This window comes from Streptomyces sp. NPDC014870, assembly GCF_043081505.1.
In the GTDB taxonomy this organism is placed as follows: domain Bacteria; phylum Actinomycetota; class Actinomycetes; order Streptomycetales; family Streptomycetaceae; genus Streptomyces.
Genome location: NZ_JBIBWQ010000001.1, coordinates 445,099 through 458,036 on the forward strand (window position 1 = coordinate 445,099; position 12,938 = coordinate 458,036).

Annotated in this window: 11 protein-coding genes; 8 read left to right on the plus strand and 3 right to left on the minus strand. The window is 73.0% G+C overall.

What is annotated here, in order from left to right; all coding sequences use genetic code 11:
* The first annotated feature begins 97 nt into the window (after nucleotides 1–97).
* Both ACF09C_RS01905 and ACF09C_RS01910 read left to right on the plus strand, forming a co-directional pair.
* Complete coding sequence (locus ACF09C_RS01905) at nucleotides 98–475, plus strand: ArsR/SmtB family transcription factor (RefSeq protein WP_392087527.1); 378 nt, start codon at nucleotides 98–100, stop codon at nucleotides 473–475.
* 25 nt (nucleotides 476–500) lie between these two features.
* Nucleotides 501–1,889: an FAD-dependent oxidoreductase gene (locus ACF09C_RS01910; RefSeq protein WP_392087530.1), complete on the plus strand. Its 1,389-nt coding sequence runs from the start codon at nucleotides 501–503 to the stop codon at nucleotides 1,887–1,889.
* Nucleotides 1,890–1,943: 54 nt separating this feature from the next.
* Here ACF09C_RS01910 and ACF09C_RS01915 read toward each other — a convergent pair whose 3' ends face one another.
* Nucleotides 1,944–3,284 carry a DUF2252 domain-containing protein gene (locus ACF09C_RS01915; RefSeq protein ID WP_392087532.1) on the minus strand — a complete coding sequence of 447 codons (1,341 nt, stop codon included), beginning with the start codon at nucleotides 3,282–3,284 and terminating at the stop codon, nucleotides 1,944–1,946.
* Nucleotides 3,285–3,484: 200 nt separating this feature from the next.
* Here ACF09C_RS01915 and ACF09C_RS01920 point away from each other — a divergent pair, with 200 nt between their 5' ends.
* Nucleotides 3,485–4,249 (plus strand): GntR family transcriptional regulator, encoded by a 765-nt coding sequence (locus tag ACF09C_RS01920; RefSeq protein ID WP_392087534.1) that lies wholly within the window; start codon nucleotides 3,485–3,487, stop codon nucleotides 4,247–4,249.
* Between the two features lie 103 nt (nucleotides 4,250–4,352).
* Here ACF09C_RS01920 and ACF09C_RS01925 read toward each other — a convergent pair whose 3' ends face one another.
* Both ACF09C_RS01925 and ACF09C_RS01930 read right to left on the minus strand, forming a co-directional pair.
* A complete protein-coding gene (locus ACF09C_RS01925; RefSeq protein ID WP_392087536.1) occupies nucleotides 4,353–5,885 on the minus strand; it encodes an amino acid permease in 1,533 nt (510 codons plus the stop codon).
* 59 nt (nucleotides 5,886–5,944) lie between these two features.
* A complete protein-coding gene (locus tag ACF09C_RS01930; RefSeq protein WP_392087538.1) occupies nucleotides 5,945–6,919 on the minus strand; it encodes a hypothetical protein in 975 nt (324 codons plus the stop codon).
* 331 nt (nucleotides 6,920–7,250) lie between these two features.
* Here ACF09C_RS01930 and ACF09C_RS01935 point away from each other — a divergent pair, with 331 nt between their 5' ends.
* From ACF09C_RS01935 to ACF09C_RS01955, 5 genes are all read left to right on the plus strand, one after another.
* Nucleotides 7,251–8,702, plus strand: coding sequence for an FGGY family carbohydrate kinase (locus ACF09C_RS01935; RefSeq protein WP_392087540.1), 1,452 nt, complete (start codon nucleotides 7,251–7,253; stop codon nucleotides 8,700–8,702).
* A complete protein-coding gene (locus ACF09C_RS01940; RefSeq protein WP_392087542.1) occupies nucleotides 8,699–10,168 on the plus strand; it encodes an FAD-dependent oxidoreductase in 1,470 nt (489 codons plus the stop codon). Before ACF09C_RS01935 ends, ACF09C_RS01940 begins: the two co-directional genes overlap by 4 nt.
* Nucleotides 10,165–11,433, plus strand: a complete 1,269-nt coding sequence (locus ACF09C_RS01945; protein ID WP_392087544.1) for an NAD(P)/FAD-dependent oxidoreductase — start codon at nucleotides 10,165–10,167, stop codon at nucleotides 11,431–11,433. The genes ACF09C_RS01940 and ACF09C_RS01945 overlap by 4 nt, the downstream gene beginning before the upstream one ends.
* A 133-nt stretch (nucleotides 11,434–11,566) precedes the next feature.
* Entirely contained in the window at nucleotides 11,567–12,301 is a 735-nt protein-coding gene (locus ACF09C_RS01950) for a D-Ala-D-Ala carboxypeptidase family metallohydrolase (RefSeq protein ID WP_392087546.1), read from the plus strand.
* Nucleotides 12,302–12,324: 23 nt separating this feature from the next.
* Nucleotides 12,325–12,807 (plus strand): NUDIX domain-containing protein, encoded by a 483-nt coding sequence (locus ACF09C_RS01955; RefSeq protein WP_392087548.1) that lies wholly within the window; start codon nucleotides 12,325–12,327, stop codon nucleotides 12,805–12,807.
* The last annotated feature ends 131 nt before the right edge of the window (nucleotides 12,808–12,938 follow it).

Here is a 12,938-nt window from a genome sequence, read left to right on the forward strand (position 1 = left end):
GCGGCTGACGCGACCACCATAGCGGAACACATGAAGAGGTCTTCATTCATCGGTTTCACTTCCGCGGTGATTCATGGGCCACGACTACGATGAGCCCATGGGACACGGAGCGAACGGCGGGACGACCCCGGCAACCCACCTGGACGCGGAGTCCGCGGCCACGATCGCCGCCACCCTCCAGGCCCTCGCGACGCCCTCACGGCTGATGATCCTGACCCGCCTGCGGCAGGGCCCCTGCGGAGTGACCGAACTGGCCTCCGCCGTCGAGATGGAACAGTCCGCCGTCTCCCACCAGCTGCGCCTGCTGCGCGCGCTGGGTCTGGTGACCGGAGTGCGACAGGGCCGGCGGATCGAGTACAGCCTCTACGACAACCACGTCGCCCAACTCCTCGACGAGGCCGTGTACCACATCGAGCACCTGCGGCTCGGCGCACGCGACGTGCCCCGGGAGACGGTGGATACTGGATCGCCGTAGACCACACTTCGTTGAAGGGGCGGGGATGACCGACGAGTTGGGGCACCGCGAGACACGTCACGCGGTGGTCATCGGGGGCAGTCTCGCGGGCCTGCTGGCGGCGCGCGTACTCAGCGAACACGCGGAACGGGTGACGGTCGTCGAGCGCGACCGCTTCCCGGAGGGACCCGAAGCGCGGCCGGGCGTCCCCCAGTCGCGCCACGTGCACGTGCTGCTCGACTCGGGGCAGGAGGCGCTCGACGAGCTGCTCCCCGGCTTCATGGGCGAGCTGCGCGACCTCGGCGCCCCGAGGGTGGGCATGCCCGCGGACATGGTGCAGTGGCAGAACGGACGCTGGTTCAGCCGCCTTCCGTCCACCACCCACCTCTACACCGGGCCGCGCGCCCAGCTCGAGTGGCTGGTGCGCCGCCGGGTCCTCGCCGATCCGCGGATCGAGCTCGTCGAGGGCACGGAGACCGTCGGTCTCGTCGGTGACGCCTCGCGCGTGCGGGGCGTGCGGCTGCGTGAGCGCGGCGCGGGCAAGGAGCGCGAGAGCCGCCCCCTGGAGGCGGACCTGGTGGTCGACGCCTCGGGGCGCGGCACGCACGCCCCTGACTGGCTCGCGTCGATCGGCGCGGAGGCGCCGCACGAGGAGACGATCGACACCGGTCTCGGCTACGCGACCCGGATGTACCGCGGGCCGGCCGACCCCGGCATGGACGCCGTGGGCTTCAACATCGTCCCCAACCCCGAGCAGGTGTACGGCGGTGTGGCACTGCCCGTCGGGGACGGACTCCACCTGGTCACCTTTTCGGGGCTGCGCGACGACCTGCCGCCCACCGACGAAGAGGGCTTCGAGGCGTTCGCGGCCAAACTCCCGCACCCCGTCCTGAGCGAGTGGCTCGCGAAGGCGACACCCGAGTCGTCGGTGCACGGGTTCCGGCAGACGGCCAACGTCCGCCGCCGGTACGACCGTCCGGGCCGCAGGCCGGCCGGATTCCTCGCCGTCGGTGACGCGCTCTGCGCCTTCAACCCCATCTACGGACAGGGCATGGCCGTGGCCGCGATGAGCGCGGTGACCCTGCGGCGCGTCCTCGCCGACCCGCGGCGGACCCCGACCACGCGGACCGTGCAGAAGGCGCTGCTCGACACTTCCAAGCAGGCCTGGGACATCGCGGCCGGGGCGGACCGCAAGATGCCGGGCGCGACGGGGAACGACCTCGCCGCGCGCGCGGTGGACCGGCCGGTGGGCTGGTACCTGCGCCGGCTCCAGGAGCGGTACGGAGGGGACCCGGTCGTGGGCGCCGCGTTCCGCTCGGTGCTGACCCTGAAGGAGCCGATGACGGCTCTGTTCGCCCCGGCGGTCGCCCGGCAGGTGCTCTTCGGCCCGGTGCCGAAGACCCCGGCCGATCCGCCGATGCGGCGCGGGGCCTAGTCCGCCGCGAGGCGTACTGGCGGCGCGGCGGGCGCGGCGGCGCGCGGGCGGGTGTCAGACGCCCGGCGCCGCCGTGATCACGCCCGCGGCGATCCCCGCGCCCAGGGCCGCATAGTCGTCGGCGTTCTGGTCCGTGTAGCGCATCGCGAAGTCGGCGACGGCGTGGTCGAAGACGCCCGACGTACCGAGGTAGGCGGCGATGGCGATGCGGTCGCCCGAGCGGGCGTGGGCGCGGGCCAGGGCGCGGCCGCAGAGGCCCGCGTACGCGCGGAGCATCGCCGGTGACATGGCCTCCACCTCGGCCGAGCCCTTCATGTCGCGCAGCTGCCGCCAGTAGAAGTGGCGCTTCTCCGGTCCGGTCATCCAGCCGAGGAAGATGTCGCTCGCGGCCTGGGTCAGCCGCTGGCCCCGGACGACCCGCTGCCCCTGGTGGCGGTACGCGGTCGGCGGCAGGTACTCCTCCAGCACCGAGGGACCGGCCTCCTTGATCTGGAGGATCAGCGGGTCGCCGTCGTCCCTGCCCTGGAGGAGCAGGATGAAGCAGCGGGTGCCGACACTGCCGACGCCGACGACCTTCCGGGCCGCGTCCACGTAGTGGAAGCGGTCAAGGAGAAGCCGGCGCTCCTCGGAGAGCGAGCTGCGGTAGTCGCTGAAGATCTTGCCGAGGGTGACCCGGTCGAGGTCCGTGGCCCGTTCGAGGAGCGGGGGGTCGTCGACGATCTGCCGGATGCCCTGCTCGTCGAGGGCCGTGAGCTTGCCGAGGGCCTGCAGGCTCGTGCGGCGGCGGGCCTTGGCGAGGCGGTTCTCGAACGTGGCACGACGGTTCCGGCGGACCAGCGGGGCCAGGTCGTCGGCGTCGATCCGCTCGTACCAGACGGCGAGTTCCCCGAGGCTCGCGAGGCGGCGCATGGACTCGCGGTACGCCTCGCCGACGACGAGGGCCGCCTGGCGGGCCTTGGCCTTGCTGGTGCCGTTCTGGAGCGCGGCGACGGCCACACTGGCGGCCAGCCGCTTGACGTCCCACTCGAAGGGTCCCGGCAGGGTCTCGTCGAAGTCGTTCACATCGAAGAGGAGCGCCCGTTCGGGTGAGGCGTAGACGCCGAAATTGAGCAGATGGGCGTCGCCGCAGAGCTGGACGGTGAGCCCGGTGTGCCGTTGCGGGGCGAGGTCGGCGGCCATGACGGCCGCCGCGCCGCGCAGGAACGCGAACGGCGAGACGGCCATCCTGCCGTACCGGATCGGGATCAGTTCGGGCACCCGGTCGACGGCCTGCCGTTCCAGGATGCGCAGGGGGTCCTGGCGCTGCGAGGGGGGTATCCAGCGGCCGTGTGAGGAGCGCGGCACTCTCTTGCGCGCCGCCTTCCCCGCCTCGGCCCGCTCCGCCGGTGTCGTCATCCGGCCTCACCCGCCTCTTCCGCAGCCATGTCCGGTTGAGACTCATTACAAGGTCAGACGGCGCGGTCCGCACTCCGGGGCGCTCCGGCTTTCGGCCACTCCCTTTCGCCGCCTCTTCCTTAATGGTTTAGACCAATGATAGGAATTGATCACCCCTGCGGACCAGACTGTCACGCTGAGCAAAGAGAGGGGTTCGCACCATGACCGAAGCCGCACCCGTACCGGAACCTGAGCACCCGGCGGCGGTCCCGCTCTACCTGAAGGTCGCCGCGGCGCTGCGGGACGACCTCGCCGACCGGCAGATCGCGCCGGGCAGCCGGCTCCCGTCCGAGCGCTCGCTCGCCCACCGCTACCACGTCAACCGGCAGACCGTCCGCAGCGCGCTCCAACTCCTGCGCGAGGAACGGCTCGTCGTCACCGACCGGCGCGGCACGTTCGCCGCGGGCAGCGGACACGAGCCGGGCGAACCGGCCCTGACGGTGCGCCGGCAGCTCTTCCCCGGCGGCACGGAAGCCGCCGACGCCCTCGTACGCACCTCGCTCACCTGGGAGGCACCACCGGCCGGGCTGATGACGCGGCTCGGGCTCGTGCCCGGCGAGCCGACCCTCGTCCACCGGCATGTCGTCCTCTCCCCCGGCGGGACACCGATGCAGCGGTCGGTGTCCTGGTTCTCGCGGGCCGCGCTGAGCGAGATCCCGCAACTCGCCAAGTACCGGCGCACCAGAGGCTCCGTGCTCCACCCGGACATGCGCCTGCTCTACCACTGGATGCACCAGGCCGGACTACGGCTCACCCGACGGGAGTCGATCGGCGTACCGCCGGGCCGGGCGACGGGAGTCGGAGGCGGGGCGCCCCGGCTGGCCGTCCACCGCGTGGTGTGCGACCAGCACGGGCACGCGCTGGAGATCACGGACATCGACTGCGCCGCCCAGGGCGTCTCCTGGACCTACGAGTTCAGCGGCTGACGACGGAGGATCGGATCCAATATCTTGGATCATGGATATTGGATCTTGGATCCGATATCCGATGTCTGAGGTCCGATGTCCGATGTCCGGCGGCTGGGACTCGTCAGACGATCCCCTCCTCGATCTCAGCCTCCTCGCGCGCCGTTCCGTACGCCGACGGCGTGCCGTACGAGCGGCGCGCCACGTACCACCACACGCTGGCCAGCACGAGGACCACGGCCAGCGCGATGACCGCGTAGTTCATCGAGTCGATCGTCACCGGCGACTTCTGCGGCAGGCAGAAGAGCACGGTGACGAGCGCGACCCAGCCCACGGCGACCCAGCCGATCGGGCGACTCCACCGGCCCAGGCTCCACGGTCCTGGCGTGAACCGCTTGCCCGCGCGCAGCCGCAGGTAGATGGGGATCGCGTAGGCGGGGGTGATGCCGATGACGTTGATCGCGGTGACGGCGCCGTACGCGGTGGCGGAGTAGAGCGACGGGAGGGCGAGGAGGGCGGCGACGCCGACGGCGAGCCAGACCGCGGGCACCGGGGTCTGCGTCCGGCTGCTGACCTTCCGCCAGAGGGCGGAGCCGGGCAGGGCGTTGTCCCGGCTGAAGGCGAAGACCATCCGACTGGCGGCGGCCACCTCGGCGTTGCCGCAGAAGAGCTGGGCGACGATCACCACGAGCAGCAGCGCGCTCGCGGCGCCGGAGCCGAGGGCGTCGAGGAGGATCTGCGCCGGCGGTACGCCCGTGGCGGTGCTCTGGGTGCCCGCGTAGTCCTGGATCGCGAAGGTCAGTCCGGCGAGCAGGGCGAAACCGGCGATCCACGAGACCCAGATGGCTCGCACGATGCCCTTGGCGGCGCTGACCGAGGCGTTGGAGGTCTCCTCGGAGAGGTGGGCGGAGGCGTCGTAACCGGAGAAGGTGTACTGGGCGAGGAGCAGGCCGATGGCCGCGACGTAGAACGGGTTGGCCCAGCCGGTGTCGTTGACGAACTCGGTGAAGACGAACTCGGCGGACTGGTGGCGGTCGGGGATGAAGGCGAGCGCCCCGACGATCACGGCGACCCCCGCGAGGTGCCACCAGACGCTGACGGAGTTGAGCACGCTGACGAGCCGTACGCCGAAGAGGTTGAGGCCGGCGTGCAGCAGCAGGATGGCGAGGAAGATCAGGAAGGTCGAGCCGGCGGTGGGCACGATGCCCCACTGGAGGTTGAGGAAGGCTCCGGTGAACAGGGCGGCGCCGTAGTCGATGCCGGCGATCGCGCCGAGCAGGCCGAGCAGGTTGAGCCAGCCGGTGTACCAGCCCCAGCGGCGGCCGCCCAGCCGGTCGGCCATGTAGTAGAGGGCGCCGGAGGTCGGGTAGGCGCTGGTGACCTCGGCGAGGGCGAGTCCGACGCAGAGCACGAAGAGCCCGACGCCCGCCCAGCCCCACAGCATGACGGCGGGGCCGCCGGTGCCGAGGCCGAACCCGTAGAGCGTCATGCACCCGGAGAGGATCGAGATCACGGAGAAGCTGATGGCGAAGTTGCCGAAGCCGCCCATGCGACGGGCGAGGACCGGCTGGTAGCCGAGCTCTCTCAGCCGGGCCTCGTCGTCCTGGCCGCCCGCGCGGGGCCTGGCTGTCTCGTCGACGGGGGCGGTGCGGGACATGGCGGTACCTCCGGGGTGGGGACGGGGGGAGAGGGACGAGTGAGCGGAGGGAGCGGGGGTCAGGGGTCGAGACAGCGCGCGCGGGCGCGGACGAAGAACTCGGTGGCGAGCGCCCGGTCGTCGGGGCGCTCGGTGCGGTACGCCCAGGGCAGCACCGTGTGGTACGGCCCGAGGGCCTCGAAGACCCGGGCGGCGTCCGCGAAGCGCTGGGCGCCGAAGAGCGCGTGGGCGAGGTGGTTGAGGTCGAGCAGGGACGCCTCGTCGGTGGCGCAGAAGAGGAACCAGGACCGCAGGGCCTGCTGGGCGTCACGGACCGCGTCCTCGGCGACCCAGTGCAGGTCCAGGGCGTGCGTGTGGCCGCGTTCCCGTCGGTATCGCTCCACCCTGACGTACAGCGGCAGGGCGTGCAGGGCCGAGCCGGTGGGGGCGGAACCGGCGGCCCACTGCGCGTAGTTGACGGCCTCGGAGAAGGAGCCCGCGCGGCGGACGTAGAGGAACTGCAGCAGCCGGTGGTGCGCCTCGCGGTTCTGCGGATCGCGCCGCTCGGCCTCGGCGAGCAGCCCCCAGGGGCCGGGCGGTAGGAGCGGCGCGGGCGGGGACTGCCGGTGCTCGGGCATCCGCTGCCGGTCGTCGAGGGCCGCGAGGGCCAGCAGGCAGATCCAGGGGACGGGGTCGGCGGGCGCGCTCTCGGCGGAGCGACGGCAGGCGGTCCAGGCCTCCTGCCACAGTTCGCGGGTGCGGGGGTGACCGCCGCGGTGGGCGCGTACGGCGCGTTCGACGGCGACGCGGGTGTGCAGGACGAGCGCGGGGACGCTGTCCGGCTCCTCGGTCCGCCAGGTCTGGACGACGTCGCCGCCCGCGGCGACGGTGGCGAGCACTTGGGTACGCCGTGTCCAGTCGGCCCAGCCGGGGGTCTCGTCGAGTAATCGGGCCGTCGACACCCAGCGGCCGGTCCGCAGCTCCTGGACCGCGTTGCGCAGGGCGTGGTCGTGGCCCGCCGGATGGTAGACGGGCTTGAATCCGTGCCCAGCCATCACAGGACGGGACGTGCGGTGGGTGACATGGCTCCTCGGTGGGTGGGGCGCATCGGTGAGACGTATCGGCCGCTGGTCGGCGTCGATCAGTGGCGATCGGCGATGACCGGTGATGATCGGCGATCACTATAGGCTCCGCCGGTTGATCGCGATCGGCTTTCAAATCTGACCGTAACTATCCAGCCACGGAGCGAATTTGAGCATGTGTCATCTCTCGGGGAGGAAGCCGACGGAGAGACTCCGCTCCGCTTGACGGGACGCGGCGCGTGCACCAGTCTTGCCGGTTCCGCGATCAAGGCCCGCGACCCTTCGAGGGGCAGGAGGACGAGTGATGACGGGTCCGGTGCTCGCCGTCGACCAGGGAACGTCGGGGACCAAGGCGCTCGTCGTCTGCCCCGAACGGGGCGTCATCGGAACGGGCTCCGCTCCCGTTCGACCGCGCCATCTGCCCGGTGGCCTGGTCGAGGTCGATCCGGCGCAGCTCTACGACTCCGTCGTCGCCGCAGGCCGCGCAGCGCTCGCCGAGGCGGGCACCCCGGTCGTCGCCGTGGGCCTGGCCAACCAGGGCGAGACCGTCCTCGCCTGGGATCCCGCGACGGGTGAACCCCTCACCGACGCTCTCGTCTGGCAGGACCGCAGAGCGGCCGACATCTGCGGCGAACTCGCCGACCATGCCGACGAGTTGAGGGATCGGACCGGGCTTCCGCTCGATCCCTACTTCGCCGCTCCCAAGATGGCCTGGATCCGCCGTCGGCTCACCGGCGCGGGAGTGGTCACCACGAGCGACGCGTGGCTGGTGCACCGTCTGACGGGCGCGTTCGTCACCGATGCCGCGACGGCGGGGCGCACCGGGCTCCTCGACCTGGACTCGGTGTCCTGGTCCGCGCCCGCCCTCGACGTCTACGGCCTGGGCGCCGAACGGCTGCCCCAGGTCGTCGACGCGGACGCGCACATCGGCACGACGACGGCGTTCGGCCGGCCGATCCCGTTGACGGGGCTGCTCGTGGACCAGCAGGCGGCCCTGCTCGCGCAGAGCGTCACCGCCCCCGGCGCGGCCAAGTGCACGTACGGAACCGGGGCGTTCCTGCTCGCCCAGACGGGCTCGTCGCCGCGCCGCGGCGCCTCGGGACTGGTGAGCTGTGTGGCCTGGCGACTCAGGGGCCTGACGAGCTACTGCCTGGACGGCCAGGTGTACACGGCCGCGTCCGCCGTGCGGTGGCTGACCGACCTCGGGCTGCTGTCGGGCGCCGGAGAGCTCGACGCGGTGGGCGCGACGGCGCCGGACACCGGCGGGGTCACCTTCGTCCCGGCGCTCGCGGGTCTCGCCGCGCCCTGGTGGCGGGGCGACGTCCGCGGCTCCCTGCACGGCCTCGGCCTGGACACGACCGCGGGACACCTGGTCAGGGCGCTCTGCGAGGGCATCGCCGCACAGGTCGTGGAGCTGGCGGCCGCGGCGGCGAGCGATCTCGGCCGACCGCTCACCTCCCTGCGCGTGGACGGCGGACTCACCCGCTCGGCGCTCCTGATGCAGACGCAGGCGGACCTGCTCCAACTCCCCGTCGAGGTCTCGGCCCTGCCCGACGCGACGGCGCTCGGGGTCGGCGCGGTCGCGCGGCTCGGGCTCGACCCGGGGCTCCCCGTCCACGAGGCCGTACCGGAGTGGAAGCCTTCGGCCGCCTACGAGCCGGCCGTGACCGGAGCGGAGGCGGACGAGCGCCTCGGCCGGTTCCGTGCCGCCGTGGCGGCGCTGCTCGACGGGACCGGTGGGGCGGCCCGGCCGTGAACCCGGACAGACCGGCGCCGCCGGACCGGCGGCCCGGGGCCGTGACGCGCGCCGGCACCCTGCCGGACACCTCGGCACCCGGCGCCGCGTACGACGTCGTGGTCGTCGGCGCCGGGGTGGTCGGTTGTGCGATCGCGCGCGAGCTGGCCCGCAGGCCGATGCGGGTCGCGCTGGTCGAGGCGTCCGGGGACGTCGGCGAGGGCACGTCGAAGGCCAACACCGCGATCCTGCACACGGGTTTCGACGCCGTACCCGGTTCGCTGGAGGCGCGACTGGTGCGGGAGGGGCAGCGCCTGCTCCTCGACTACGCGCGGGAGACGGGCATTCCCGTGGAGCCCCTCGGCGCACTCCTCGTCGCCTGGGACGAGGAGCAGCTGGCCGCACTCCCCCGCCTCGCCGACAAGGCCGTACGCAACGGCCATCGCAGCACACGCCTCCTGGCCGCCGACGAACTCCGCGCGCGGGAGCCCCACCTGGGTCCGGGGGCTCTCGGAGCCCTCGAAGTGCCGGGCGAGTCGATCGTCTGCCCCTGGACGACGACGCTCGCGTACGCCACCCAGGCCGTCCGTTCCGGCGTCGACCTGCACCTCAACTGCCGTGTGGAGAAGGCCGATCCTGGCGTACCGCACCGACTGGTCACGCCCCGCGGCGTGCTGCGGGCCCGCTATGTCGTCAACGCCTGCGGGCTCCACGCGGACCGCTTCGACGCGCTGTTCGGGCGCCGGGACTTCACGGTGACGCCGCGGCGCGGTCAGTTGATCGTCTTCGACTCCTTCGCCCGCTCGCTCGTCCGCCACATCCTCCTGCCCGTACCGGGCGCTCTGGGCAAGGGGGTTCTGGTCGCACCGACGGTGTACGGGAAGGTGCTGCTCGGCCCCACGGCGGAGAACCTCGACGACCGGACGGCCACCGGAACGACCGCAGACGGGCTTGCGGGCCTCCTGGACCAGGGACGCCGCGTGCTGCCCGCGCTCCTCGACGAGGAGGTCACCGCGGTCTACGCGGGGCTGCGGGCGGCCACCGAGGACGACGACTACAAGTGCGCCGCCCATCCCGGGCTGCGGTACGTCACGGCGGGCGGCATCCGGTCGACCGGCCTGACGGCCTCTCCGGCGATCGCCGCGCACACGATGGAGCTGCTCGCGGAGTGCGGCCTCGCACTCGGGCCGGAGCTGCCGCTCGCCCCGGTCCGGATGCCCAACCTCGGCGAGGCCTTCCCACGCCCGTACCGGGACGCCGAACTGATCTCCCGGGATCCGGAGTTCGGGGCGATCGTCTGCCACTGCGAGCGGGTGACCCGGGGCGAGATCCGGGCGGCTCTCACTTCGACCGTCGCACCGGCGTCGCTGGACGGGCTGCGGCGCAGGACGCGGGCGCGGGGCGGCCGGTGCCAGGGGTTCTCCTGCGGCGCGGCGGTCCGGGCGCTGTTCGACGAGGGGGTGGGGCGGCCGTGGCGGGAGGCGTGAGCGGGCAGCCGAGCCTCGACGGACCCGCGCACCGGTTCGTCGATGTCCTCGTCGTCGGCGCGGGGCCCGCCGGACTCACCGCGGCGGAGCGGCTCGCCGCCGCGGGGGCGGGGCGGTTCCGGGTCGAGGTCCTGGAGCGTGAGCGCGAGGCCGGCGGGGTGCCGCGCCACTGCGCCCACGGCGGTTTCGGCCTGGCCGACTTCGGGCGGCCGCTGGACGGCCCGGGATACGCCCGCCGGCTGACGCGCGCGGCGGACAGGGCAGGTGCCACGGTCCGTACGGGTGTGTCGGTGACCGGTTGGGCCGGGCCGCTCACCCTGGACGTCACGGCACCGACCGGCCTGGAACGGATCACCGCGCGGGCGGTGATCCTGGCGACCGGTGCGCGGGAACGGCCGCGCAGCGCACGCCTCGTACCGGGGACACGTCCTGCCGGGGTGCTGACGACCGGTGAGCTCCAGCAGTCCGTGCACCTGTACGGGGTCCGGCGCGAGCGGCTCGGGCGGCGCGCCGTCGTGATCGGCGCGGAACCGGTGGCCCACCACGCGGTACGGGCGCTCCGCCGGGCGCAGGTGGACGTGGTGGCGATGGTCACCGAACAGCCCCGGTCCCGGCGGTGGTTCGGCACGCTCCCCGCGCCCCCGCTGCTGACCGGCACCGCGGTCACCGAACTGCTGGGCCGGGGGCGGCTCACGGGTGTCCGGCTGCGCCGCGCGGACGGCCTGGAGGGCCGTATCGGCTGCGACACGGTCGTGTTCACCGGGGACTGGATTCCCGAACACGAACTGGCCCGGGCAGGCGGGGTGCCCCTCGACGGCGGTACGCGCGGCCCTTCGGTCGACGGCGCCCACCGCACCGCCACGGCGGGCGTCTTCGCGGCGGGCAACGTCCTGCGCGGGGTCGAGTCGGCGGGGGCCGCGGCGGCCGAGGGGAGGGCCGCGGCGGACGCCGTACTGCGCCATCTGGCCGGAGAACCCTGGCCGGTGACGGCGGTGCCGGTGCGGGTGGAAGGCCCGGTGGAGTGGGTGGCGCCGAACCGGATCACGCTCGCGCCGCCCGAGGGGGCCGCGTTCCGCCCGTTCCTCCTGCGGGCGAGCGAGCCGTTGACCCGGCCGCTCGTGGAGGTCCGTCAGGACTGCCGGGTCCTGCACCGCTCCCGGCTTCTCGGTACGGCCTGGCCGCACCGTTCGGTGCGGGTGGCCGGCGGCTGGGCGCGCGGGGTCGATCCGGCGGGCGGGCCGGTGACGGTATGGGTCACGGTCTGACCTGCCAGTGGCCTGGGCCACTGGCAGGTGCACGGAACCGTTGACCGCCGCGTCACCTCCCCCCATCCTGCTGGTCATGTTCATGCCGAACACTGCGGGCGGAGACCCCGTCCAGTTACGACACGGAGGTGTCATGGTCCGGCGCATGGTCAGATCCCTGCTCGCCACGCTCCTGGTGGTGGCCGCCGCCCTCACGGGCACGGTCACGACGTCCGGCACGGCGCACGCCGACGAGTGCTACACCTGGGGCCGCACGCTCTCCTCGGGCATGTCCGGTGCAGACGTCACACAGCTGCAGATCCGGGTGGCCGGATACCCCGGCTACGGCGCGGTCCTCGGGGTCGACGGCTCCTACGGCCCGGCCACCCAGGCCGCCGTGACCCGCTTCCAGCAGGCGTACGGGCTCGCCGCGGACGGCGTCGCAGGACCCGCGACCTTCGCGAAGCTGTACGCCCTCCAGGACGCGGACTGCACCCCGGTCCACTTCACCTACGCCGAGCTCAACAAGTGCAACGGCGACTTCTCCGGCGGAGCCGTCAGCGCGGCCACCGCCAAGTCCAACGCCCTGCGCGCGATGTGGAAGCTGGAGGCGCTCCGCCACGCGCTGGGCGACGTGCCGATCTCGGTGAGCAGCGGCTTCCGCTCGCACGCCTGCAACGCGGCGGTGGGCGGCGCCTCCGACAGCCGCCACCTGTACGGCGACGGCATCGACCTGACGGGATCGCCCTCGCTGTGCACGCTCGCGAAGCAGGCACGCAACCACGGCTTCAACGGCATCCTCGGTCCGGGCTACCCGGGCCACGGCGACCACGCGCACGTGGACACCCGCGCCTCGCGCTTCTGGTCGGCGAGCAGCTGCGGTATCTGACCCGCTCGGCGACACTGAGCGGTATGCCTGACAAGCGCAGCGCTGGGCTCCTTCTCTTCCGCCGGAGTGCGGACGGCGGTTTCGAGGTGCTCATCGGCCATATGGGCGGGCCCTTCTGGGCGTCGAAGGACGTCTCCGCCTGGTCGATCCCCAAGGGCGAGTACGGCCCTGAGGAAGCACCGCAGGCCGCCGCCCGCCGCGAGTTCGAGGAGGAGCTCGGCCTGCCGGCACCCGACGGCGAGCGGATCGCACTCGGCGAGGCCCGGCAGACGAGCGGAAAGACCGTCACGATCTGGGCGGTCGAGGCGGATCTCGATCCGACCCTGGTCGTGCCGGGCACGTTCACCATGGAATGGCCGCGCGGCTCCGGTGTCGTTCGCGAGTTTCCCGAGATCGACCGGGTCGGCTGGTTCACTCCGGAAACGGCCGCGCCCCTGCTCGTTCCGGGCCAGCGGATCTTCCTCGAACGGCTCTCGGAGTGGCTGGACGGGCGGGGCGGGTCCTGACCGACGCTCGACCCGTCGGCCCGGTCGGGCGGTCGATCGGGCCGGTCGGGCGGTCGTGCCGGCCGGTCGATCGGGCCGGTCGGTCGGGTCGGTCGGTCGGGCCGGTCGGTCGGTCGGGCCGGTCGGTCGGT

What these genes read in the sequence shown, in the direction of transcription:
- ACF09C_RS01915 (WP_392087532.1), bottom strand. Translation starts at nt 3,284, where the DNA reads ATGACGACACCGGCGGAGCGGGCCGAGGCGGGGAAGGCGGCGCGCAAG.
- ACF09C_RS01920 (WP_392087534.1), top strand. Translation starts at nt 3,485, where the DNA reads ATGACCGAAGCCGCACCCGTACCGGAACCTGAGCACCCGGCGGCGGTC.
- ACF09C_RS01905 (WP_392087527.1), top strand. Translation starts at nt 98, where the DNA reads ATGGGACACGGAGCGAACGGCGGGACGACCCCGGCAACCCACCTGGAC.
- ACF09C_RS01935 (WP_392087540.1), top strand. Translation starts at nt 7,251, where the DNA reads ATGACGGGTCCGGTGCTCGCCGTCGACCAGGGAACGTCGGGGACCAAG.
- ACF09C_RS01955 (WP_392087548.1), top strand. Translation starts at nt 12,325, where the DNA reads ATGCCTGACAAGCGCAGCGCTGGGCTCCTTCTCTTCCGCCGGAGTGCG.
- ACF09C_RS01910 (WP_392087530.1), top strand. Translation starts at nt 501, where the DNA reads ATGACCGACGAGTTGGGGCACCGCGAGACACGTCACGCGGTGGTCATC.
- ACF09C_RS01950 (WP_392087546.1), top strand. Translation starts at nt 11,567, where the DNA reads ATGGTCCGGCGCATGGTCAGATCCCTGCTCGCCACGCTCCTGGTGGTG.
- ACF09C_RS01925 (WP_392087536.1), bottom strand. Translation starts at nt 5,885, where the DNA reads ATGTCCCGCACCGCCCCCGTCGACGAGACAGCCAGGCCCCGCGCGGGC.
- ACF09C_RS01930 (WP_392087538.1), bottom strand. Translation starts at nt 6,919, where the DNA reads ATGGCTGGGCACGGATTCAAGCCCGTCTACCATCCGGCGGGCCACGAC.